General features: G+C 58.9%; 22 protein-coding genes. 10 read left to right on the top strand and 12 right to left on the bottom strand.

Annotation, left to right across the window (positions count from 1 at the left end; genetic code table 11):
• Positions 1–48 precede the first annotated feature (48 nt).
• Both R1T45_RS19810 and R1T45_RS19805 read left to right on the top strand, forming a co-directional pair.
• Positions 49–843 (top strand): ABC transporter ATP-binding protein, encoded by a 795-nt coding sequence (locus tag R1T45_RS19810; protein WP_067629504.1) that lies wholly within the window; start codon positions 49–51, stop codon positions 841–843.
• 11 nt (positions 844–854) lie between these two features.
• Positions 855–2,675, top strand: coding sequence for a long-chain fatty acid--CoA ligase (locus R1T45_RS19805; RefSeq protein WP_317390045.1), 1,821 nt, complete (start codon positions 855–857; stop codon positions 2,673–2,675).
• A gap of 3 nt (positions 2,676–2,678) precedes the next feature.
• Here the strand turns inward: R1T45_RS19805 and R1T45_RS19800 are convergent, their stop codons facing one another.
• Positions 2,679–3,110 carry a DUF1489 family protein gene (locus R1T45_RS19800; RefSeq protein ID WP_067938213.1) on the bottom strand — a complete coding sequence of 144 codons (432 nt, stop codon included), beginning with the start codon at positions 3,108–3,110 and terminating at the stop codon, positions 2,679–2,681.
• A 201-nt stretch (positions 3,111–3,311) separates the two neighbouring features.
• Here R1T45_RS19800 and R1T45_RS19795 point away from each other — a divergent pair, with 201 nt between their 5' ends.
• A complete protein-coding gene (locus R1T45_RS19795) occupies positions 3,312–5,594 on the top strand; it encodes an adenosylcobalamin-dependent ribonucleoside-diphosphate reductase (RefSeq protein WP_317390044.1) in 2,283 nt (760 codons plus the stop codon).
• Between the two features lie 378 nt (positions 5,595–5,972).
• Here the strand turns inward: R1T45_RS19795 and R1T45_RS19790 are convergent, their stop codons facing one another.
• From R1T45_RS19790 to hmgA, 9 genes are all read right to left on the bottom strand, one after another.
• The gene (locus tag R1T45_RS19790; RefSeq protein ID WP_317390043.1) at positions 5,973–6,410 is read right to left on the bottom strand and encodes a hypothetical protein; all 438 of its coding nucleotides are present in this window, start codon (positions 6,408–6,410) and stop codon (positions 5,973–5,975) included.
• A gap of 121 nt (positions 6,411–6,531) precedes the next feature.
• Positions 6,532–6,897 (bottom strand): hypothetical protein, encoded by a 366-nt coding sequence (locus R1T45_RS19785; RefSeq protein WP_317390042.1) that lies wholly within the window; start codon positions 6,895–6,897, stop codon positions 6,532–6,534.
• 505 nt (positions 6,898–7,402) lie between these two features.
• Positions 7,403–7,600: a hypothetical protein gene (locus R1T45_RS19780; protein ID WP_317390041.1), complete on the bottom strand. Its 198-nt coding sequence runs from the start codon at positions 7,598–7,600 to the stop codon at positions 7,403–7,405.
• 33 nt (positions 7,601–7,633) lie between these two features.
• A complete protein-coding gene (locus R1T45_RS19775; protein WP_317390040.1) occupies positions 7,634–7,897 on the bottom strand; it encodes a hypothetical protein in 264 nt (87 codons plus the stop codon).
• A gap of 308 nt (positions 7,898–8,205) precedes the next feature.
• Complete coding sequence (locus R1T45_RS19770; RefSeq protein ID WP_317390039.1) at positions 8,206–10,371, bottom strand: Mu transposase C-terminal domain-containing protein; 2,166 nt, start codon at positions 10,369–10,371, stop codon at positions 8,206–8,208.
• Positions 10,371–11,120, bottom strand: coding sequence for a hypothetical protein (locus R1T45_RS19765; protein WP_317390038.1), 750 nt, complete (start codon positions 11,118–11,120; stop codon positions 10,371–10,373). Before R1T45_RS19765 ends, R1T45_RS19770 begins: the two co-directional genes overlap by 1 nt.
• A gap of 389 nt (positions 11,121–11,509) precedes the next feature.
• On the bottom strand, positions 11,510–12,760 hold the full coding sequence (gene fahA, locus R1T45_RS19760) for a fumarylacetoacetase (RefSeq protein WP_317390037.1): 1,251 nt from the start codon (positions 12,758–12,760) through the stop codon (positions 11,510–11,512).
• Between the two features lie 10 nt (positions 12,761–12,770).
• Positions 12,771–13,406: a maleylacetoacetate isomerase gene (maiA, locus tag R1T45_RS19755; RefSeq protein ID WP_317390036.1), complete on the bottom strand. Its 636-nt coding sequence runs from the start codon at positions 13,404–13,406 to the stop codon at positions 12,771–12,773.
• 5 nt (positions 13,407–13,411) lie between these two features.
• Complete coding sequence (gene hmgA, locus R1T45_RS19750) at positions 13,412–14,761, bottom strand: homogentisate 1,2-dioxygenase (RefSeq protein ID WP_317390035.1); 1,350 nt, start codon at positions 14,759–14,761, stop codon at positions 13,412–13,414.
• A 218-nt stretch (positions 14,762–14,979) separates the two neighbouring features.
• Between hmgA and R1T45_RS19745 the strand changes: the two genes are divergently transcribed.
• Positions 14,980–15,369, top strand: coding sequence for a MarR family winged helix-turn-helix transcriptional regulator (locus R1T45_RS19745; RefSeq protein WP_317390034.1), 390 nt, complete (start codon positions 14,980–14,982; stop codon positions 15,367–15,369).
• 683 nt (positions 15,370–16,052) lie between these two features.
• On the opposite strand, the gene R1T45_RS19740 is transcribed toward R1T45_RS19745, so the two are convergent.
• The gene (locus tag R1T45_RS19740; RefSeq protein ID WP_317390033.1) at positions 16,053–17,834 is read right to left on the bottom strand and encodes a SulP family inorganic anion transporter; all 1,782 of its coding nucleotides are present in this window, start codon (positions 17,832–17,834) and stop codon (positions 16,053–16,055) included.
• A 200-nt stretch (positions 17,835–18,034) separates the two neighbouring features.
• Here R1T45_RS19740 and hppD point away from each other — a divergent pair, with 200 nt between their 5' ends.
• Genes hppD through maiA (R1T45_RS19715) form a run of 5 tightly spaced genes read left to right on the top strand, consistent with a single transcriptional unit; the run spans position 18,035 to position 21,508 of the window.
• Positions 18,035–19,138 (top strand): 4-hydroxyphenylpyruvate dioxygenase, encoded by a 1,104-nt coding sequence (hppD, locus tag R1T45_RS19735; RefSeq protein WP_317390032.1) that lies wholly within the window; start codon positions 18,035–18,037, stop codon positions 19,136–19,138.
• Positions 19,139–19,143: 5 nt separating this feature from the next.
• The gene (locus tag R1T45_RS19730; protein WP_317390031.1) at positions 19,144–19,641 is read left to right on the top strand and encodes a homogentisate 1,2-dioxygenase; all 498 of its coding nucleotides are present in this window, start codon (positions 19,144–19,146) and stop codon (positions 19,639–19,641) included.
• Positions 19,638–20,009 carry a Rieske (2Fe-2S) protein gene (locus R1T45_RS19725; RefSeq protein ID WP_317390030.1) on the top strand — a complete coding sequence of 124 codons (372 nt, stop codon included), beginning with the start codon at positions 19,638–19,640 and terminating at the stop codon, positions 20,007–20,009. Before R1T45_RS19730 ends, R1T45_RS19725 begins: the two co-directional genes overlap by 4 nt.
• Positions 20,010–20,039: 30 nt before the next feature.
• Positions 20,040–20,843 (top strand): alpha/beta fold hydrolase, encoded by an 804-nt coding sequence (locus tag R1T45_RS19720; protein ID WP_317390029.1) that lies wholly within the window; start codon positions 20,040–20,042, stop codon positions 20,841–20,843.
• Between the two features lie 5 nt (positions 20,844–20,848).
• Positions 20,849–21,508 (top strand): maleylacetoacetate isomerase, encoded by a 660-nt coding sequence (maiA, locus tag R1T45_RS19715; RefSeq protein ID WP_317390028.1) that lies wholly within the window; start codon positions 20,849–20,851, stop codon positions 21,506–21,508.
• 98 nt (positions 21,509–21,606) lie between these two features.
• On the opposite strand, the gene R1T45_RS19710 is transcribed toward maiA (R1T45_RS19715), so the two are convergent.
• Positions 21,607–22,074 carry a MarR family winged helix-turn-helix transcriptional regulator gene (locus tag R1T45_RS19710; protein WP_317390027.1) on the bottom strand — a complete coding sequence of 156 codons (468 nt, stop codon included), beginning with the start codon at positions 22,072–22,074 and terminating at the stop codon, positions 21,607–21,609.
• Between the two features lie 109 nt (positions 22,075–22,183).
• Here R1T45_RS19710 and R1T45_RS19705 point away from each other — a divergent pair, with 109 nt between their 5' ends.
• Complete coding sequence (locus R1T45_RS19705) at positions 22,184–23,617, top strand: sulfatase-like hydrolase/transferase (RefSeq protein WP_317390026.1); 1,434 nt, start codon at positions 22,184–22,186, stop codon at positions 23,615–23,617.
• Positions 23,618–23,639: the final 22 nt, after the last annotated feature.

Genomic DNA, 23,639 nt, shown 5'->3' with positions numbered 1-23,639 from the left:
CGCGGGGCGTCCGGCGGGCGCCCCACACCCTAGAAAAAGGACGCGCCCGTGCTGACCATCGAGAACATCGAAGTGACCTACCACCATACGGTGCAGGCGCTGCGCGGGCTGTCGCTGGAAGTGCCCGACGGCAAGATCGTCACGCTTCTGGGCACCAATGGTGCGGGCAAGACCACCACGTTGAAGGCGGCGAGCAACCTGCTGGCGCTGGAGAACGGTGAGGTCGGCGAGGGGCGGATCAGCTTCAAAGGTCAGTCGATCATGACGATCCAGCCCGACCGTCTGGTGCAGCAGGGGCTGTTCCACGTGCGCGAGGGGCGGCGGATCTTTAGCGAGATGACGGTGGAGGACAACCTGATTGCCGCCTCCTACGCGCTGGACCGGCGGCAGGCGAAGCCGGACTATGACAAGGTCTATGCCTTTTTCCCACGGCTGAAAGAACGGCGCCGCCAGATTGCGGGCTACCTTTCGGGCGGGGAGCAGCAGATGCTGGCCTTTGGCCGGGCGATGATCGCGCGGCCTGAGTTGATCTTGATGGACGAGCCCTCGCTGGGCCTCGCGCCCAAGGTAGTGGCCGAGATTTTCGACACGATCAAGCGGCTGAACCAAGAGGACGGCACCGCGATCCTGCTGGTGGAGCAGAACGCCGGGGTGGCCTTTTCGGTCGCCGACTATGGCTACATCATGGAGAGCGGCCAGATCGTCATGGAAGGCGATGTGGCCAAGCTGCGCGGCGACAAGGACATCCAGTCCTTCTACCTCGGCATGGGCGAGGAGGGCGGCGCGCGGCAGTCCTTCCGCGATGTGAAACATTACAAGCGCCGCAAACGCTGGCTCAGCTAGGGAGGTCCGCCATGGCATTTGACGAGTTCAAGGGCGACTTCGCGCCGCTGGTCCGCATGGTGCACAACCATGCCAAGAACCGCCCCACGGGCGTGGCGATGCGGCAAAAGGAATTCGGCATCTGGAACGAGATCACCTGGGAGGGGTTGCAAGAGATCATGCAGGCCACCGCCGCAGGGCTGGTCGATCTGGGGCTGCAGGCGGGCGATCATGTCGGCATCCTCAGCGAGAACCGCAGCGAATGGGTGCAGGCGCAGTTCGGCATCAATGCGGCGGCGGGGGTCGTGGTGGGCATGTATCCCACCAGCCCGGCGGCGGAGCTGGAGCATCTGGTAAATGCCTCGGATACCACGGTGCTGTTCATCGAAGATCAGGAGCAGCTGGACAAGATCAAGGAACTGGGCGACCGGGTGCCGCAGCTGCGGCAGTTGGTGATTTTCAACCCCAAGGGCACGCGGGGCGAAGATCTGCTGGGGCTGATCAGTTTCGACGACCTGCTTGAGCGGGGCCGGGCGCGGCTTTCGGGTCTCGCCGACGATCTGCGCGCGCGGCAGGCGGGGATCGAGCCCGACGACACGGCGATGATGGTCTTCACCTCCGGCTCCACCGGGCTGCCCAAGGCGGCTGAGATTTCCTATGGCAATATCCACGCGGGCGTGGGTGTGGCGCGCGATGTCTTCGGGGACTACCCGCCCGGGACGGATGTGCTGAGCTATCTGCCGCTGTGCCACATCGCCGAGCAGGCGGTGACGGTGATCAACGGGCTGGCGCAGCAATTCGTGATGAATTTTGGCGAGAGCCTTCGGACCATCACCCTTGATCTGCGCGAAGTAGCGCCGCAGGTCTTCTTTGGCGTGCCGCGAATTTGGGAAAAGATGCAGGCGGGGGTGCTGGTGCAGGCGCAGACCGCGGGCCGGATCAAAGGGCCGATGACGCTGATGGCGCTGAAAGGCGCACAGCGGCGCGGCATGATCCGGCGCGACAAGTGGAGCGCGGGGGACCGCATGGCGCATGCCTTTTGGGATACGCTCGTCTACCGGCACATCCGCAGCTATCTGGGACTGGGGCGCACGAGTTTCGCGATCTCTGCCGCCGCGCCGATCAGCGCCGAGCTTCTGGGCTTTATGCGCGGCATCGGGGTCAATATCCGTGAGGCATGGGGCATGTCCGAAACCTCGGGCGTGGGCACGATCCAGAAATCATGGGGCCAATGCGACGGGCGCATCGGCTTTCCGGTCAGCGGCGTGCGCACCCGCATCGCCGAGGATGGCGAGGTGCTGTTCTCGGGCGGGACCATCTTCAAGGGTTATTACAAGAACCCCAAAGCCACCGCCGAGACCATTCAGGATGGCTGGCTGCACACGGGCGATGTGGGGCGCGAGGAGGCCGATGGCTCGATCACCCTGATCGACCGCAAGAAGGACATCATGATCAACGCGGCGGGCAAGAACCTTGCGCCCGCGCATATCGAGAATGTCATCAAGGCCAGCCCCTTCATCAAGGAGGTCGTGGCCGTTGCCGACAAGCGGCCCTATGTGACGGCGCTGGTGCAGATCGACATGGACACCGTGCGGCTCTGGGCCGAGGGGCAGGGGATTGCCTATACCACCTTCCGCTCGCTCGCTGAGCATCCCAAGGTGCAAGAATTGATCGACGCTGAGGTGGCCAAGCAGAACCGCGATCTGGCTCGGGTCGAGCAGGTCAAGAAGGTCTGGCTGATGCGCAAGGAGCTTGATCACGACGACGGAGAGGTGACGGCGACGATGAAGGTGCGCCGGGCCAAAATCTACGAACTCTACGGCGACCAGATCGAAGCGCTCTACGCTGCGTGAGGCTCAGAGCACGCCGATCTCGGCCAGAGCGCGGTTCAGCTCCACAGGCAGGTCCGCCTCGGCTTCGCGGCCCTCGGGCAGGTCGGGGGGCGCGTCCTCGGGTTTGAGGTAGCGCCAGCCTTGGAAAGCGCGGCGCAGGCTGTTTTGGGTGCGGATGATCTCAGGGTCGAGCACGATGGCGCAGCGGCGGATGCCGTCCGCGCGGGTGATCTCCTCCAGGCGGATAATGCGCTGGCGGGCTTGGATGACGCCTTTGATGACCCAATAGATCGAGCCGCCGTTGAGAATCTCGGCCTCGCGCTTGGGCCACATCCGCGTGACATGGCGCGGCAGACCGTCCTTGGTCCGCACGTCCTTGCGCGCCTGCCATTTAGCGAGGCTCTCGACGCCTTCGGTGCCGACCGAAAGTTTGATTAGATTGATGTAGTTATCCAAAAGTTCCCCCGCACGGTTGCCTGAGAATGCGCCCCTATATAGTAGTTTCTCCTTCGGAGCTAGCAAGGTATTGTGGTAGGCTGAAGAATAAATTCCCGTAGATGTGCATTTTGGGCGTTGAGAAATCGGCCCTTCATGTTGTATCGATGCCAACTCTTAAGTCGCATTCGTGCTGCCCTCACGACTCAAAGGAACCGTTGTATGTCCCGCTTTACCGCCCCGATCGCCGAACAAATCTGGGATATGAAATACCGTTTTAAAGGGGCCGATGGCACCGCGAAAGACGTCACGGTTGAGGACACATGGCGCCGCATCGCCCGCGACCTCGCGCAGGTCGAATTGAAGGCGGATGTTTGGGAAGACAAGTTTTTCAACGCGCTGGAGGATTTCAAATACCTCCCCGCTGGCCGCATCACCGCAGGCGCGGGCACCGCGCGCCGCGTGACGCTGTTCAACTGCTTCGTCATGGGCACCGTGCCTGACAGCATGTCGGGTATCTTTGACATGCTGAAAGAGGCTGCATTGACCATGCAGCAGGGCGGGGGAATCGGTTATGATTTCTCGACCATCCGGCCACGCGGCGCGGATGTGCTGGGCGTCTCGGCAGATGCTTCCGGCCCGCTGTCCTTTATGGATGTCTGGGACGCGATGTGCCGCACTATCATGTCCGCAGGCTCGCGCCGGGGCGCGATGATGGCGACCATGCGCTGCGACCACCCGGATGTGGAGGATTTCATCGCCGCCAAATCCGACCCCGCGCGTTTGCGCATGTTCAACATGTCCGTGCTGGTCACCGACCCCTTCATGGAGGCTGTGAAGGCCGACGGCTCGTGGGACCTCGTTTTCGGCGGCAAGGTCTATAAGACCGTGCAGGCGCGGGACCTGTGGAACAAGATCATGCAGGCGACCTATGACTACGCCGAGCCGGGCGTGATCTTTATCGACCGCATCAATGCCGCCAACAACCTGAACTATTGCGAGACCATTGCCGCCACCAACCCCTGTGGCGAGCAGCCTCTGCCGCCCTATGGCGCCTGTCTGCTAGGTTCGATCAACCTCGCGCGTCTGGTCGCACAGCCTTTCGAAGACGCCGCCCATCTGGACCAAGATGCGATGAGCGAGCTTGTCGCCACCGCCGTGCGGATGATGGACAATGTCGTCGACGTGTCGAACTTCCCGCTGCCCGAACAGGCCGCTGAGGCGCAGAACAAGCGCCGCATTGGTCTGGGCGTCACCGGTCTTGCCGATGCGCTGCTGATGGTCGGCCTGCGCTATGGCTCAGACGAGGCGGCGGCCCAGACGGAAAGCTGGCTGAAGGCCATCGCGCGGGCCTCTTATTTGGCGAGCGTTGAGTTGGCGAAAGAGAAGGGGGCCTTCCCCCTCTTTGACGCGGAAAAATTCCTCGCCTCCGGCACCATGATGCAGATGGACGACGATGTGCGCGATGCGATCCGCGAACACGGCATCCGCAACGCGCTGCTAACCTCGATCGCGCCCACCGGCACGATCAGCCTTTATGCGGGCAACGTAAGCTCGGGGATCGAGCCGGTCTTTGCCTATGCCTACACCCGCAAGGTGCTGCAGAAAGATGGCAGCCGGACCGAGGAAGAGGTTGTCGACTACGCCGTGCAGATGTGGCGCGAGTTGAAAGGCGACACGCCACTGCCCGACTATTTCGTCAACGCCCAGACTCTGCCACCCGCCGACCACGTCAAGATGCAGGCCGCGGCGCAGAAATGGATCGACAGTTCGATCTCCAAGACCATCAACTGCCCCGAAGATATCTCCTTCGATGCCTTCAAGGACGTCTATATGCAGGCGTGGGATACGGGCTGCAAAGGCTGCACCACCTACCGCCCCAACGACGTGACCGGTTCGGTCCTGAGCGTCTCGTCGGAGAAGACCGACAAGGCCCCCGCCGACAGCCCCGATCAGGTCAGCGAAGGCGGCGAGATCGTCTATATGTCCGACCCGCTGGACCGTCCGGCGGAACTGGAGGGCAACACCTACAAGGTCAAATGGCCCGACAGCGAACACGCGCTCTACATCACGATCAACGATATCGTGCTGAACGGCCACCGCCGCCCCTTTGAGGTCTTCATCAACTCCAAGAACATGGAGCATTTCGCCTGGACCGTGGCGCTGACGCGGATGGTCTCTGCCGTGTTCCGCCGTGGTGGTGACGTGTCCTTTGTGGTTGAGGAACTCAAGGCTGTCTTCGACCCGCGCGGTGGGGCGTGGATGCAGGGCAAATACATCCCCTCCATCCTCGCGGCCATCGGCGGCGTGATCGAACGCCACATGATCGCCACCGGCTTCATCGCGGGCGAGGGCATGGGCCTGAAGACCGACCCGCAGGCGAAGGTCGTCGGCCTCGATGCGCCGCGTGGCAAGTCATGCCCGTCTTGCAGCCAGTTCGACATGCGAATGGTCGAGGGGTGCATGACTTGTGGGAGCTGTGGGCATAGTAAGTGTTCTGGTTGAGAACTCTTAGTTCATATGACGACAAGCTACTTTTGGCCATTTTCGGGGAAAAATGGCCATTTCACAACTTAACGGCGGCCATTGATGAAAATCGCGTTTGCAGCGGGATTTTCACTGCTCTTCGCGATCCTGGCCCAAAGTTAGCGTCCTGATTGGAACATGGGTCCAGATGCCAGCAAACGGAAACGAAAACTAATTCTTTTTCAAAGGTTCTCGCCACTGGATGAGCGCAGGTGGTATCGAGGACTGAACAGAGCATAGGCCCCGGTCAATACATTGCGAAGATGCTGCAAATGGAAAAGGCCGCGGGCTACCCCGCGGCCTTCTGCCATTCGTGACTGATGGTCCGGTGGTCTGTGCCAGCCGGACTTCGCTGCATCAGGCGGCTTTTAAGTGGGCAATCTGAAGCTCTGCATCGACGCGGGCGGCGAGAAGCTCTCGCATGGCGAGCACCATCCTGAAATTTCGCAGGTGCCCGTCGAGTTCGGCGCCCTTTCCCGACAGGATCGGCTCTGATTTGACCCGCCCGATCGCGCCGATCTCTGGGTCATGGATTCCGTCGAATATGTTCCGGTGACCGAGGGTCTCGCGCGAAACGGCATCCTCGAGGATGCTGAGAGCCTCGCCGATGTGATTAGCCGAGGTTGCCGCGAGCGGCCCAGCCTGGCGCAACGCGGCAAGTGCAAGCGACAAGGCATTGTGATCGGTCGCAGAAAGAGCTGCGGCGTTGCACTGGACCGCGTCATGCAGGACGTCGAGTCCCAGGAGAACGCGCGCCCAGAGCTCTTCGAGCGATAGGTGATCGTGGTATTTCATTGAAATTTCCTCTCGTTTCGTTACGCGTGATGGCCTGACGTCATGACGGCCGCACAGGGTTGACTTGCCATCTCAGGCAGCGATCTGTGACCATGGCTCGAGCGCAAGCGCGTCTTGTTGTTCACCCCGTTCTCCGATCTCTACCAGCAGAGCGTGGAGTTGATCGGTGAGAAGGCAGAATCTGCTCGACTTCCGCGCTGGCAGGGTCGAGCAAGACCCAGAATGTCAGGTCCGGCTCGAAACCATCCAGGACAGGATCGAGTGACAGATGCCGGTGCAGATCGACCAGCTTCTGCCGCGTTGTCCGGTCGAGTCTTGGAACTTCGCGAAGCGACGATATCAGGCGCAGCGCGCGTGCCTTACCGGCATCTCCGCCGATCAGGGCGGCGGCGTTGCAAAGCGCCGTGCCATGCTCGTCGAAGTGAACGCGAACAGTGGCGAGTTGTGGGTCTGCAGACAGGGTTCGGGTTGGGATCTTACGCAGCATGGGTATCCTCCTATTTTGTTGCGCGTCTGCCGATCTTGGCAGCATCAAGACTGTCCGCAGTTGCGTGTTCGGTAATCTCCTTCAGTTCTGTCGGGGCCGCACGGCCCGTGTTCTTGCTTGTCGATTTTGATATTGGCCAAAGCGCTCCAGCACGAAGAAATTTCTTTGAAAAAATGATCTCCGCAGATCCTTGTCCTTCCTCGGTTCCCTCGCACCGGGGAAGGACGAGGATTGGGGAGACGACAGGATGCATTCGGCTGGAGGCCATGCTGATCGTGCTGGCCTTGACTCACCCGAGAGTTTGACCTTCACAAAAGTGGTGGTGGCCGCGAAAAAAATAAAAGCCCCCGCATTCGCGACGGACTGCAGGGGCTTTGGGTGTTCAGAACCGTCGATCTTACTTTTTTCCGACGGACCGGGCGACATCTTCCTCGCCGGGAGTTCCCGGCACCGTCGCAGTTTGCGTGGGGCGGGAGGGCGACGCCTGAACACCAGGCCCACGCCCTCAAACGGCGGGCAGTGCCTGTGTTTCCCGCGTTCTCTTGGCCACCTCGAGCCAGATCAGCAACCCGTCCTCGAGTTCCGCAATGCGCTCCTGCGAATAGTCGTCGACCAGCAGCCCCTGCCGCGCCATGGCGTCGGCCTTAATCTCCCGGATTCGGATCGAGATAGTGCCGAACATCCCCTCGATACTGGCCCGCAACTCTGGCTTCCCGGCGGGCGGGGCATCGATATCCTATTCGAGATGGGTTGCGCCGACACGGGTGTCGGAATCAATGAAAGCGGCTCCGCAGTCGGTGACGACCACATCCGGAATGCCCGCCATGTTCCACGCAGACAGCATCCCTGCAGCATCAGCCAAGGGTTCCTTGCCACGAAAAACCAGGTCATCGCGCATGTCTTCTATCAGGTTTGCAGAATTATATTCAGCGATCATGCGCGTGTCATTTTTCACAGTTTGGTTCGTATCCGAGCCGGTTTCGTTCTGAGGGGTATCCAATTTTCAGTTCCTTCTATGTTCTGGGGCGCCCGAAGCGCACCGGGTACAAGGAGGAAGTCGGATGATTTCAAACTTCCCAAAGCGCAAAAAGGGCTATGATGTCAAGAAAACTGGGAATAATCTTTCAAGCTCATGATAAAAAGGATATTTATTATTCGGAGGCTTGAGAGCATGTGGGACAGACAGTCAAGCCCGTTTGCAATAGGTTTGCCTCAGGGAGATCTTCGCAACTGTGCCAGAATTCATGATGAAAAAGCCCCCGCAGTCGCGACGAACTGCGGGGCTATGCATGATCAGGTTCCTTGGTCCTACTTTTCGCCGAAGGACCAGGTGACATCCGCCTCGCCAGGAGTTTCCGGCGACGTCGCAGTCTGGGTCGGGCGGGAGGACGCAGTCTGAAGCTCCTGACCCAGGCCGTCTGCGGCGGAAGTCATCTGAGCGTCATGCGGTGTATCGTCCACATCAAACCCGATCAGCATCTCGTCCTCGATTTTCGCGATGCGCTCCTGCGAATAATCATCGACGAGTAGCCCCTGCCGCGCCATGGCATTGGCATTGATCTCCCGGATCCGGGTCATCGCGTGAAAAATAACCATCTCGTCGACCTTTGCCTGGGCTGCGACCGACGCACGGATTTCGCGCGCGGCCAGGAGCCAGGTTTGGGCGCGCTCACCGAGGTAGCATTTAAACACCGACTCCACCTCGATCCAGTGGCCGTTCAGTTCTACGACAATGGCACCGATATCCTCGGAATAAAAGCGGACCCTCACTTCCTTCGACGTGGCATGCATGAACCAGCGGGCAAGCACCTTCGAATGGTAACGAATACCCATCACAATGACTCCCTTCTTTGAGACGGTGCGTTTTAGGCGCGTCCCGAGCGCCTTGCGCCGCATTTCCACGGACGGCATGGGCGCGACACCATATTTTGCAACCAATCTGTTCCAGCAATCGCGCGGGGTCTCGCCATCCAGCCCGGGGTGGCGGCGGCGATGGTAGACATCGACAACCCAGCGGACCAGCGCCTCGCTCAGGTCTTCGGTGGTCAGGGCTGCGCGCGCTTCGGCATCATAGTCGCCTTTGACGGCAGTGTTGCTGAAGGTGTACCCAGAAAACCGTCCGATGAGGTTGTCCGACATCGTCCCGAACATGCGCTCGATCCTTGACCGAAATTCCGGCATACCGGCGGGTCCGTGGTCGATGTCGATGCCGAGGTCGGTCGCTCCGACCCGAGTGTCGAAATCGATGAAAGCGGACCCGCAATCGGTGACGATGAGCTCTGGCGTACCCGACATGTTCCAGGGCGTCAGCGCGTCTATGGCATCGGCCCACAGCCCTTTGTCACGCACGATCATGTCGATAGTCTGCATCGCGCTGCGCTTGCTTGGTGCCCTCGAGAGTTTCATAGCAAGAATACATCGGGTGGTCGCGCAGATCGCGACAGTCAGAAACCAGCGCGCTTTCTTTCCCTCTTCGAGGCCGAGGCTGGCTTTCTCCTCGCAGCTGAGAATTGACCAGATCCCTGATTTCGCAAGAAGCGATCTGAGATCGACCTTCCACTCATCCATTTCGACCCGCTCGAGCGGGCGGGTCAGTTCGAGTCCCTTGCCAACAGGCGCATTGCGCTTGCGCGCCTCGGCGAGCCCGAAGCGGGCAATGTCGACCTCAAACGGATCGAGTTTCTTCAACTCGAGGCGGATGGTTTCACGGGATGGCAAGACCAAGGGAGATTTAGCTTTCCCCTCTGTTTTGCGAAGTTCCTCTCGCCGAAGATTCTCGGCGATGAAGGCGTCACGCACATCTTCGGCCACCCGGGAGATCGAGGGTCTTTCCATGACCAAGTAATTCCGGACGGTTTTGGACAGGAGCGCCAACTCGTCGGGCCCAATTCGGCGGGGGCGGCTACTACCTGACCCGCGACCGTACAAGGCCGCCATGCCGTCGCGGCTGAACGCGGCGACGCGTTTCAGAAGTCGGCTGGCGCTGATCTTGGTCGGCACGATCATCTTGTTGCCGCCGGTCTCGATCACATCACCTTCGCTTGGGACCGAGAGGTATTTCCCGGCTCGAAACTTTATTTCGTGGAGGGCGGAGTTCACCGATGTCTCCGTCCGTTTGACCTTGCCCTCGGTCTCCATTTCGAGGAACGCGCGCACCAGGGATTCATGGTACTTGGCTTTTTGCTGTTGCTTCGGCGTCAGAGTAGAAAGCACTTGGGCCGGAGCCCGCAGCCGCCGCTTCGCGCTCTCTGGCAAGAAAGCGTCACGGCGGTGTACGAGCATGCCACGCGTGACGCGTTGAGACAGGACAGCATGGGCGAAAGATTCGGCGACGCCGGTGCCGTCTGTGCGGGCGAATACGTAACCAGCATCGCTACAATCGATGGCGCGGTAGGAGATACCCTCCATGATCACCTCGTCATACTCTCCGAAGGCAAAACGAGGCAGGTCGGGGCTGGGTTGAATGTTGAGCATCAGGCGGCCCTCAGCATAACGTGGGTGTCGTAATCGATGCGCATAGGGCGCGGGAGTTCGAGTTCACGGGTCCCAATGAGGCGGGCGATTGACCGAAATCCGCGACCGCCAAGACCGGTATGCGCTATCAGATCGCCGATCTTCGCCGCGCCGACGAGGTCTGAAACCGCATCCCGCATAGCCATATCCACCTCGGGGTCGCGCCGACGAACAGCTTTGAAGAGCTTCGCATTGTGAAGGTCGACGGGGTCGAGATCTTTTTCTGTCATGATCGTCACGCGATCCGCGAACTCGTCGGTGACATGGGATGCGATATCCGCAATCTCGGCCTGGAACTCTTCGGACGAGAGCTTCTCGCCATATTTGACCATGATCGCGACGCGGCTGCCGTCCTTTTTCGTAATGAAAAGGTCGAAGTGATGCCGCTTTTTCGACCCGTTCTCCGCATCCCAAGTGAACAATACCTGGTTCTTCAGTTCCGCAACATCGGGACGGACGAGCAGTGCAAATGCCACATGCTTTTCCGTCAGGCTTTCGGTGTGCATCACGCGCCCGGCATCCGGCCCATATACAAAGGAGCAGGAGAAGTGCTTCCGAGCGCCGACAGCTGGCTTGCGCCCGGTTACGGGGCGGGCGGGCAGCAGGGCGTCCGGGTCCGCGTTGGCTGCAGTTGCAATCACCTCTGCCAGCGAACTGCCATCGCATGTTTGGCTCCAATCAAAGCCCGTTTCATCAAGGGGGTATTCCAAATTCTTCGCTCCTTTTCTGTTCCGGGCCCCAACACAAGGACGCCCGGCTCAAGGAGGAAATTGGTCGAACTGGGATTTGCAGAAGCAAAAAATGTCTAAAAAAGCAACAAAACTGGAGCGACTTCTGTAAGGCATTGACTCATAAAGGAATTTCAGACCAGTATGCCAAAGACTGATCGGGGTGGGGGAAGCACGGTTGCTCGGAACTAAAGATTTGCCCTGATGGCTTCGCCACCGCCATCACTGCGGCGCACATGAGATCGTTGAGTATATCCGTAGGGCCCCCAACGATGCCTGACCACAGTCACATATGGCCTTTAGGTGACTGGCGACGACGCCAATATGGCGCCGCCGATAGTTTTGGTCCCGGTTTAGGGGCTATATACAGGTCAATCGACCGCAGGCGCAGGCCGCACCGTACCGACACAATCACCGAAGCCGACTCTATAACCATCACCCTTCGCCGCGCCGCGCAGGGTGAGCGTGTCGCCGTCTTCGAGGAAGGTCCGTGTCTCGCCTGTATCGAGCGTGAGAGGTTCCTTTCCGCCCCAGCTGAGTTCCAAGAGGCTGCCCCGGTTTTCCTTTTCAGGACCTGAGATCGTGCCGGAGCCGAGCAGGTCGCCCACGCGCATCGGGCAGCCGCTGGTGGTATGGTGGGTGAGTTGCTGCGCCGCTGAGTAATACATGACGTTGAAATTGGTGCGCGACAGGATCGTCTCGGACTTGCCTTCGGGCGCGAGAGCAACTTCGAGGTCGATGTCATAGAGCATCGGGCCGGGTTCTTGGAGATAGGGCAGAAGCTCTTTTTCACGCGGCGGGGTGGAGGCGCGGAAGGGCTCCAGCGCGTCTTTGGTCACGATCCAGGGGCTGATGGTGGTCGCCGTCGCCTTGGCCTGAAATGGCCCGAGCGGCTGGTATTCCCACGCCTGAATGTCGCGTGCAGACCAATCGTTGAGCAGGACATAGCCGAAGATCATGTTATCCGCCTCTTGCACGCTTACACGGCCCTTTGACGGTCTGCCGACGATGGCGCCCATCTCAAGCTCCAGATCAAAGCGTTTAGATGGCGCGAACACCGGCATCTCCGCGTCGGGCGCTTTCAACTGTCCATTGGGGCGGGTCACATCGGTGCCGCTGACCACCACAGACGACGCGCGGCCATTATAACCGATGGGGATATGCAGCCAGTTCGGCGGCAGCGCATTGGCCGGATCGCGGAACAGGGAACCCACGTTGAACGCATGATGCCGACCTGCATAGAAGTCGGTGAATTCGGTGACAGTGAAGGGCATTTCCAGTACCGCATCCGCCATCGGCACCAGATGCGCTTGCAACGTGGCTTGGTGAGAGCTTCCTTCTGCCAAAGCGGAGGTCAGATAGGCGCGAAAGCTTCGCCAGACGTCCGCGCCGAGCGCCATGAAGTCGTTCCAAGTGCCACGAGCAAAAACCGCCTTGGCAGGCAGATTGAGCAGACCGGCCTCTTCCAAGGCAGTCACGTCGAGAATTTGATCCCCGATGGCGACGCCGGCGTGCAGATCGCTGCCAGCGCCATTGAACGCGCCGTAGGGCAGGTTGTTCAGGGGAAAGTTGGTCTCGGCCGTATTGGCGCTTTCGACCCATGAGCGCATCAGTTGTGTCATATCGTGTCCTTCATTTGGCGTCTGGCTGATTTTCGGGGCGCGCGGCGTCAAAGGCCGGAAGGCGCAGGGCCTGCTGTTCGATTTCGAGCAGCCGCGCGAAGGGGGTCATATCGACCCCCCAGCGATGGGCGTTGTAGAGCTGCGGGATAAGGCAAAGATCGCAAAGCAGGGGAATATCCGCAAAGCTGAATCTTGAGCCTTCCGGCAATAGCGCTTGATAGGCGTGCAGCCCTTCGGTCATCCAATGGCGCATCCAGGCTGTCCCCTCATCGGCGTTCAGCCCGTGTTGGGTTTTTAGATGGCCAACCACTTTGAGGTTGTTGATCGGATGAATGTCCGTCGCAATCACCTGTGCGGCGGCCAGTACCTGAGCCCGCCCAAACGCAGGCTCAGGCAGAAGGGCAGGATCAGGCGCGATATCGTCCAGATAGGAAATGATCGCCAACGATTGGGTCAATGCCCTGCCGTCCTCCAGAAGCAAGGTCGGCACCCCCTTGATGGGGTTCTTGGCAACATAGTCCGAGGCGCGTTGCTCCCCGGCGACGAGATCGACCGGAACCACCTGATAGGGCAGCCCTTTGAGGTTCAGCGCCACCCGCACGCGGTAGGAGGTGGTCGAGCGCCAGTAGGAATAAAGCGTGAGCATCGCGGTTACTTCTTACCCGGCGTGCCGTCGAACTTCTTTTCCATATCCGCCCAGCAGTCGATGTAATCGTCCTGAAGCGGTGCCTCTTTCCCGGCAAACTGGGTCAGCTGCTGCGGAAAGCGGGTTTCGAACATGAAGGACATGGTATTGTCCAACTTCTCTGGCCCGAGATTGGCGTTTGAGGCTTTCTCGAAGGCGTTCCGGTCCGGCCCATGCGGCAGCATCATATTGTGGAGGCTCACCCCGCCCGGCATGAAACCCTGTGGTTTGGCATCGTACTCGCCATAGATATTGCCCATCAGCTCTGACATGATGTTCTTGTGATACCACGGCGGGCGGAAGGTGTTTTCGGCCACCATCCAGCGCTCGCGGAACAGAACGAAATCAATGTTTGCCGTGCCTTCTTGGCCCGAGGGCGCAGTCAACACCGTAAAGATCGACGGGTCGGGATGGTCAAAGAGGATCGCGCCGACCGGGCAGTAATTGCGCAGGTCGTATTTGTAGGGGGCATAATTGCCGTGCCAAGCGACCACATCGAGCGGGCTTTGACCGATCTTTGTCTCATGGAACTGCCCGCACCATTTCACGGTAACAGTGGAGGGCACTTCGCGGTCTTCATAGGCCGCCACCGGCGCCTTGAAATCACGCGGATTGGCCATGCAATTCGCCCCGATTGGGCCACGGCCGGGAAGTTCAAACTTCTGGCCGTAGTTTTCGCAAACAAACCCGCGCGCAGGACCGTCGAGGATCTCGACACGATAGACAAGGCCGCGCGGCAGGATGGCGATTTCCTTGGGCTCGATATCAATGATGCCAAGCTCGGTCGCAAACCGCAAGCGACCCTCTTGGGGGACGACGAGCATCTCGCTGTCGGCGGAAAAGAAATAGGCGTCCTGCATGGACTCGGTCACCAGATAGATATGTGTGGCCATGCCCACTTGGGTATGCACATCGCCCGCCGTGGTCATGGTGCGCATGCCGGTCAGCCAAGTCAGAGGCGTGTGCGTATGGGGCACCGGGTCCCAGCGGTATTGGCCAAGGCTGGTTACCTCGGGGTGAATATCGGGCGCCGAGCGGAAATAGGGCAGGTCGATCTTTTCGTAGCGGTGGCTGTGTTTGACCGAAGGCCGGATGCGATAGCACCAAGTGCGCTCTGGCCGCACATCGGTGAATGCCGTACCGGATAGCTGCTCGCCATAAAGACCATAGTTGCATTTTTGCGGACTGTTCATGCCCTGGGGCAGAGCACCGGGGAGCGCTTCGGTTTCGAAATCATTGCCGAAACCGGGCATATAGCCGGGGGTGATAGTCTCCCCATTGGCTTGGATCAGAGAGCTTTTGCCAGTGTCAGTCATAGTTTTTCCCTTCACTCGATGCTGCAGCGCTCGGGCCAAAAACCCGACCCGACTCGCCGTATGTGAATCGTTACACTTGCAACGAATAGGCGGTTGTGGGACAATTCGTCAAGAACATTTCATTTGCAACGACCGAAGAAGGGCAGGCACATATGGCATCGGATGACTTCAGTCTGTCAGATTTTTTGCCCTACAGATTGTCTGTATTGGCCACCCAGATGAGCAAGAAGTTGTCAAAGGTCTACGGGGACCCTTACGGTCTCTCGACGCCGGAATGGCGGGTACTGGCGCATGTGGTGCATTGTGAGAAAATGTCGGTGCGCGAAATCCATGATAGTGTCTCGCTCGACAAGCCGAGCGTCAGTCGGGCCGTGTCAAAGCTTGAGAAAGCAAGCCTTCTTGCCAAGTCGACCAGCGACCGGGATCATCGTTTGGTTGAAATCGAAGTGACCGACAAGGGATTGGAGGTCTTCCAACAGATCGTGCCTGAGGCTTTGGCCTTTGAGACGGTGGTACTGAAAACCTTCAACGCGGAAGACCGACAGCAATTGGACGACCTGTTAACCCGGTTGCAGGGTGTTTTGGACGAGCAAACGGGGGAAGTCTGAGCGGCCAGTTAAAGAGATTACCCAAGAAGGAACGAACTGTTCAGCGGCGGTGCAATCAATGAACCGAAGGGCAAATCGATTCCAAACAAGAAGAGATCGGCTTTATGGATGTTGCATTACGACATTGCGATCCCTCGCGAACGGCAGCTCAGTGCCGATTATGTTGAAAAACTCACATACGGCGCGTTCGGGAGAAAAGTGGTAGACTGAAGTCCTCAACCGGTCAAATTTGGGGGGGCGTAAAGGGACGCAATCAGACTTTCGGGGGACGATTTTCAAAATTCTCAAAAATCGATTTCAGCATTAAGTTTCAACGGAAGCTGCGAATAGTGTGGTTTCGCCGCTCAGAAGCGGGGAGCTCGAGAAACCGCCAACGCGGGCCTTCAAAGCCGAGGTTCTGGTCGGTCCTCGATTGGGTCGGTCAATTTGGGGAAACGTTCGTTCGCCGGGTGTATTCGGCGATTCTGCTGGGGTTAAGAAGCCGAACTTCATCTGAAGTAAGATTGAAAACTAAGCCAGCGCGCCGCGAGGCCAACGGTAAACAGAATGAAATGCATCGGTTTGGTGTTTGAAGAAAACCTAAAGTGACTTGCGAGTTTCAGTTTAGCTTACGGATTTAGAGGCATTGTCATTATAAGTCGGTGTTGTTTCGTTGAGGGCTCGCGCGTCATGGTTCTTGGTGATCAGCCTGCGCCGTCCTCTGCCTCAGGGCCCGGCTTACCCGAGCATTCATGGAAAATTCGAGCCTTGCAGGCACGGCAGATGTCGTGGTCGGCCTTTTCGACCGCCTGCCGGATCGCGTCCGACTTCGTGAAATGGATATGATCCTCGCCGACGGCGTCGATTACTTGCAACCGACGCAGGGCGTCGCGTGAGGATTTGTGCGAGGCGATGAGGTGATAATCCTGTCCTCTTTTCCGCGCTGTGCGGCATTCGTTGATGATGAAATCGGCGCCGGTCAGGTCGATCTTTCCAACACCCTTCAGGTTCAGAACGGTGCCACGCTTTTGCCCGAACCGATCTTCGATTTCGCGAAATCTTTCGTCGACATGTTCGACAGAGCCAAAGAACAGTGGTCCTTCGATCCTGAGGTTCGCGATCTGCGGACATTCCTTGAGATCATAGGCATAGACGTTCCGGAACACCCTGCGGCCATTTCTTTCCATCGGTGCACCAACGCCGATCGACGGATGGGCGCTCTTGTTAATGAAGACTGCCAACGACACCAGCACGCCGACGAGGATCGCGAAGTCGAGTTCGGACAGGACGCCTGTCAGAAAGGTCGCCAGGAGGATCAGCGTCTCGCTTCGGCTGGAGGTCACGATGTGGCGTATCTCGGCGGTATTCACCAGCTTCCACGCGACATAGAGGATAATCGAGGCCATGGCGGGCACCGGAACGAAACGCACCAGTGGCGCCACCAGAAACAAGCCCGCCAGAAGGAAGCCTGCGGCGAACAGGGCGGCCATCGGGGTGCGGGCGCCGCTTTCGGCGTTCAGGCCGGACCGGGTGAAGGATCCGGACCCTGCATACGATTGTAAGAACGAGCCTGCGATGTTGGATAGGCCCTGCCCGACGATCTCTTGGTTGGAATCGTAGCGCTCGCCTCGCCGCAGTGCGAATGCTTTGCCGATGGATATGGCCTCCAGCAGACCGACAAAGGCGACCGCCACCGCGCCGGGGAAGAGTTGACCCATGACAGAAAGCGACAGATTCGGCACGGTGACCGCCGGAACAACGCTCGCCAGAGGTTCAAAAAGATGCAGCCCGGCTGATTGTCCGCCAAGCAGCCAAGCCGCAACGCTTCCTGTCCCAAGCGCAAGGATGTATGCAGGTATGCGTTTATCGATTCTCGCGACCACAAGAATGGTGGCGAGAGTGACCAGTGATACGACAAGGGCAGCGCCGTTGGTCTCGCCGATGTGTGCCGCGACCCGTTCGAGTCTTTCGAACGCCCCCCCACCGCCTGCTGTTACAAGTCCCAGAGCGCCTGCCAGCTGCGATGTTGCGATGAGCAGGGCTGCTGCCGCCGTGAAGCCGATGATCACAGAATGAGAAACGAAGGCAATAAACCCGCCAAGCCCGGCCAAGCCGGCCAGAAGTTGCAGGCTGCCGACCATCAGCGTCAGGATCAGTGCCAATGCGATGAATTGTTCGGTGCCCGCCGATTCAAATTGCGACAGAGTCGCAAAGAGCACGGCCGAGATGGCTGTCGTCGGTCCGGACACCATTACCATGGACGCTCCCCACAGGGCTGCCACGGCGCATACGACGATGGCAGTGAAAAGGCCGTATTCTGGCGGTAGCCCAGCGATGATTGCAAAGGCGACGCCTTGCGGCAGCACGATGGCTGCATTGGTCAGGCCAGCCAGAGCGTCGTCGCGCAGCCCTTCCCGCGAAACGTCCTTGAACCAAGAACGGATCGGCGACAGGCGGCGGAGCGTTCTCTTAAGCGCTGGTGTCATCGTGGCCTCACGTGGATTTAATGCCATGCTCTATCTCAATCTCGCACCTCAAGGTCAATAATAATGTTGACATTGCATCACTATTGATGCAAATACGTTTTGCGCTGGAGGCACGATGACCCGGCGCCCCGCGGGCCGGGGAATGCTTGAACAGCGTGGGGAGGGCACGGAATCCACGCAGCAGACAGCAGGAGAGTCCAATGGGACCGTTTCCGCACGACGCACCGAAAGCCAAGATCGACGAACTCAATATTGCCGGAACCGATGGTTTTGAATTTGTCGAGTTCGCGCACCCCGAACCTGGTTTACTCGAAGACCTGTTCAACAAAATGGGCTATGTTGAAGTCGCCCATCACAAGACCAAGGACATTTCGGTTTATCGCCAGGGCAACGTGAACTACATCGTCAACCGCGACCTCGACGGCCACGCTGCGCAATTCGTGAAGGATCACGGTCCGTGCGCCCCCGCAATGGCATGGCGCGTTGTCGATGCGAAGCACGCCCTTGACTGCGCACTTGACTATGGTGCCGAAGAATATACCGGCGACGGCAAATCCATCGACGCGCCTGCCGTTGTCGGTATCGGAGGCTCATTGCTTTACTTCATCGAAGATTACGATGGGGGCAAAAGCCCTTATGACGCCGACTTTGAGTGGATAGGCGACCGCGACCCGAAGCCCGAAGGCGCCGGCTTCTACTATATTGACCACCTGACCCACAACGTGATGCAGGGCAACATGGAAACGTGGTACAAGTTCTATGCCACGGCGTTCAATTTCCGCGAGATCAGGTTTTTCGACATCAAGGGTAAGATTACCGGGCTGACCAGCCGCGCGCTGACCTCGCCCTGTGGCAAGATCCGTATCCCGATCAACGAGAGTTCGGACGATAAAAGTCAGATTGAGGAATACCTGAAGGAATACAATGGCGAAGGCATACAACACATCGCGGTTGCATCGGAAGACATCTATGCCTCTACCGATTTGATTGGGGCGAACGGCATCCACTTCATGCCGCCGCCGCCGGAAATCTACTACGATAAGAGCTATGACCGTGTGCAGGGGCACGACGAGCCGCTCGACCGGATGAAAAAGCATGGCATCCTAATTGACGGCGAAGGCGTGGTTAAGGGCGGTATGACGCGCATTCTGTTGCAAATTTTTTCTAAGACGGTGATCGGGCCGATCTTCTTCGAATTCATCCAGCGAAAGGGCGACGACGGGTTCGGCGAGGGCAACTTCAAGGCGTTGTTTGAGTCGATCGAAGAAGACCAGATTCAGCGCGGAGTCCTGAAAGCGGAGTAAGGGTGATGAATAAGCCACAAAGCGATTTCGTCGTTGCCAAGGGCCGGGTGCAGTACAATGCGGGCTACGTGCCCGGCTTTGGCAAAGACGTCATAACCGAGGCTATTGGGGCGGCGCTGCCAAGCGAGCAGAACAGATCGCAGCGCTGCACTTACGGATCTAAGGCCGAGCAACTCAGCAGCTCGCCCTTCACAGCGCCGCGAGTCTCTAACGAGCGCTTCTGGCTCTGCCGGATGCGGCCCCCGGCCCAGCCTATCTTGGATATGCTGCGTCTCGATTTACCGCATTTCCGCTCGGCCCCAATGGTGGACGAGAGCGGTTCGATGCTGGAACTGGGATGGAACGGCCGCGACCCAACTGATGTCGACGGCGGCTCCTGCACTTTCTCCGCCGGCGGCGACACGGTGACCAGTACCGGCTGGTGTGAGGGCGATTGTCGCGTCGGCTTCGGTCCCTGCGATGGCACCATTCTGCCTGCCGTCCGCTTCGGAGACCTGAAATGAGCGAGGCGTGGAAGAGCTATCGAGGCGCGCCCCTGGAAGGAACCCGGATTTGTGCCCTGTCCGAGATTCCGGACGGCAACACCCTTTGCCTCGACCTCAATGGCTATCCCATACTTGTCGTCCGGCTTGGCTATGACGTGCGTGCCTATGTCAATGCGTGCCCGCACCAATACCTTCCGCTCGATCACCAGGGCGACAGGCTGATCTCGGCCGACAAGACCATATTGCGATGTACCAACCATGCGGCAGGTTTCTCGGTTTCAACCGGCGAAGGTGTTGAAGGGCTGGGCATCGGAGAATGTCTGGACAGGATTCCGGTTGCGGTAGAAGGCCAGGCGGTTCGGGTTGGCGGTGTAGGTGCATTCTGAATACCGATATCTATTAACAGGGAGAGAAGAATGAAATTCACTCGTCGCGCGGCCCTTTCGGCCACTGTGATTAGCGGGGCTGCACTGGCTGCACCGCGCCAGATCAAGGCTCAGGTACAAAATCCCAAGACGTTCTGCCTTGTCCACGGGGCATGGCATGGCGGCTGGGCCTGGGGGCCAACTGTCGCAGCCCTGCGGGCGATGGGACATTTCGTGACTGCACCTGATCTTCCCGGAATGGGGGATAGGCGTGCGGAGGCAAGCGCCAACATCGGCTTGGCGGACCATGCCACAGCAATCAGGGATCACCTGTTCATGCACGATCTTAAAGAAGTCGTCCTGGTCGCGCATTCCTATGCCGGTTGTATCCTGTCCGACCTTTTGGGGCAGGGTGAAAGTCGTATCGCTCACGCGGTCTATTTCGACGCTCTGGTTCCTGGCGATAGCCAAGGCTTAGCCAGTTTTGTTCCCGATGAAGTTCGCGCGGGAATGCAGCAGGCAGCGAACGCCAACGAGTTGCTGCCGGTGCGCCCCAAGGAGGCCTGGGGGGACATGTGGGGGCTGTCCGGAGAACTGGCCGACTTTGCCGAACCCCGGCTTGTGCCGCATCCACCGCGCACCTTCCTTGACTCGGTCACCGGCGATCCTTTTGCCCGAGGCATGCCGCGGACCTTCATCAAGGCGGCGCGGAATCCGAACCCGCTTTTCAAAAAATTCCGAGCGGACATCGCGGCGAGAGAGGACTTCACGGTGGTGGACATCGACGGGCACCACGATGTGATGGTGATCGATGGCCAGCTGACCGCAGACACCCTCGTCGCGGTATCAGGGTAAGGCCTATGTGTTCAGCGTCGACACCAATCCTCCATGACAGCTGGCAATCCTCGGCCGCGTGGCGGGTCAGGGCGGGGCTTCGGCTCAAAGGCATCGACCACGCCACCCGGATGCACGAGATCATCGGCAAGCCGCATCGCACGCCGGCCTTCATGGCGCTCAACCCACAGGGCACGGTGCCCGTGCTGGAAATCGACGGCCTGACCATCCCGCAGTCCCTCGCGATTCTGGAATACATTGAGGAGACACGAGACGGGCCGCGCTTATTGCCTAAGGATGCCGCAGCTCGGGCGCGGGTTCGGATGCTGTCGCATATTATCGCGATGGAAACCCATGTGGTGACCAATATGGATGTTGCGCGGGATGCCTCTGGTGGTGGCGATGTGACCGAGTGGATGCATCGTTACCTCCGGCGCGGACTGGACGCTTTTGAGGTGCAACTCGACCATCCCGACATGGGTGCCTTCGGCTATGGCGATACCCCGAGCATGGTCGATTGCTGCCTCGTGCCCCAAGCCCGCAACGCGCAGCGGGCGGGGCTTGAGATTTCGAATTGGCCGCGCATCGCGGATATTCAGGCGCGGTGCCTTAAGCACCCGGCCTTTTCTGAAACCCATCCAGACCGCGGGGCGCCGGCGGAGGTAAAGGGGGAATCCGGAAGGTGACATATCTGACAGGTAAGATGCTTCCTGTGCGAAATCGTGGTTGGCGATAACCTGATGGTTATGGAAATGTGACGAAAACCGGCTGGAATCTTTTCCCATCAACGAAGAACATGATCTGTCATCAGATTGATGGCTTCGGTGACCGCGGCTTTTCTCTCGGTACCAAGTAGTTCATCCAGTTTCTTGTTCCTCTCGACGAACGCGGGTTTGACTGCTTCAAGGAGCGCGCGGCCGTCGGTCGAAATCCCAACCAGCTTTTTGCGCTTGCTGACGGCATCCTTCTCGAATTTCACCAACCCTTGCTTTTCAAGCTCGCTTGCGCTTCGGCTGACCTGTGCTCGATCTATGCCGCAAAATCGGCTGATATCAGAGATCGACGTATTGCCGATCGTGTTGACGACATTGAGAATCCGGTAGCCGGTCAAGTTGATCCCTGTTCCGTCCAGCATCGTTTGCGCCTGTTGATCCAGCAGTTTGCTGAGCACGGAGAGCCGGAAGGTCAATCTGGATTCAAGGGTTCGAACGCGCTCCAGTTGTTCTGCGAGTGTCTTGGCGGAAAATTGCATTCCTCATCCTTGTTGAGTTTGCAACATTAACGTTGCGTGAGACATTTAGACATGCTACCATTTGGGTAGTTGAAGAAGAAGCACCAATATCGGGACTTATGGAAAAGTGATGACTACGCCAAAAAACCTTTTGTTCATCATGGCCGACGAACATCAGGCCCGCGCGTTATCGATCCTGGGTCACCGCCATGTCAAAACGCCGAACCTTGATCGGCTCGCGGCGCGAGGCTCGGTCTTTCGCAATGCTTATACCCCCAGTCCGATCTGCGTGCCGGCGCGCGCCGCGATTGCGACCGGACGCTACCCGCATCAAAGCGGCTATTGGGACAACGCATTGGCTTATGACGGAGCCATTCCAAGCTGGGGTCACGCCCTGCAGGCCGGCGGGGTATCCGTCACCAGCATCGGCAAGCTACACTACCGCAATGCCGACGATAGTACGGGATTCGATCGCCAGATCCTGCCAATTCATATCTTGAACGGCATTGGCCAGGTCTGGGGTTCGGTGCGCAATCCCCTTCCCAAGGAGAACAAGGGTGGCGGCATGCTGGGTCGGATAGGTGCCGGATTGTCGAAGTATAACCAATTTGATAGGGCTGTTGCCGATGCGGCCGTTGACTGGTTGCGACAACCCGTCCGGGTGACTGCGCCTTGGGCCGCCTTTGTGAGCTTCGTGGCGCCGCACTTTCCGCTGACTGTGCCGCAGGAATACCTGGACTTGTATCCGGTTAACGACATGTCGCTGCCCCCGGTGCGCCCCGGGATCGATGGTTACGAAGCGCATCCCTGGGTCGCACGGATGAACGATATCGAGGACAGCGACACGGAGTTGGGGAGCGATCAGCGTCGGCGCGAGGCGATCGCGGCGTATTATGCACTTTGCACCTTTGTCGACGACCAGATCGGCAAGGTACTCGACGCGCTCAATGCCTCAAGGCAGTCCGAAGATACGTTGATCATCTTTACTTCGGATCACGGAGAAAATCTCGGTATGCGCGGACGGTGGGGGAAATCTTTGCTCTACCGTGAATCAACGCAAGTGCCATTAATCGTAGCTGGTCCGGGCGTTGTATCTGGCAGGGAAGTGCAAACGCCGGTGTCGTTGATGGATATTTTGCCGACGATCACGCAGGTCTTCGACCTGCCGCCAGACCGCGCATGGTCGGGGCGATCGCTGACGGACATTGCAAGCTCAGCCGACGATCCCGCGCGCGTGGTCTTTTCCGAGTACCACGCGGCAAATTCCCCGAGCGGTGGCTTCATGGTCGCAGATGCACGCTGGAAATATCACGAATACGTCGGCTATGCCCCAGAGCTTTTCGATCTCGAAAGCGATCCGTTGGAACGGCGCAACCTGGCGGGGGATCCGGCTTATGCCAGGCAGGAGCACCGCATGCGTAATGCTTTGCACGCAATCTGCGATCCCGCCAGTGTCGATGCCCGAGCCAAGGCGGATCAGGACAAGCTGGTCGCGCGGTTCGGTGGTCCGGAAAAAGCTTATCACACCGGACCATCAGGCGCTACGCCTGTCCCCGTGACCTAAAAAAGACCAATGCGAACAAGGA

It is taken from the genome of Sulfitobacter sp. LC.270.F.C4 (assembly GCF_032922545.1).
Taxonomy (GTDB): domain Bacteria; phylum Pseudomonadota; class Alphaproteobacteria; order Rhodobacterales; family Rhodobacteraceae; genus Sulfitobacter; species Sulfitobacter profundi.
Note: the sequence above shows the minus strand (reverse complement) of the source record. Positions and strands in the feature narration are given on the sequence as shown.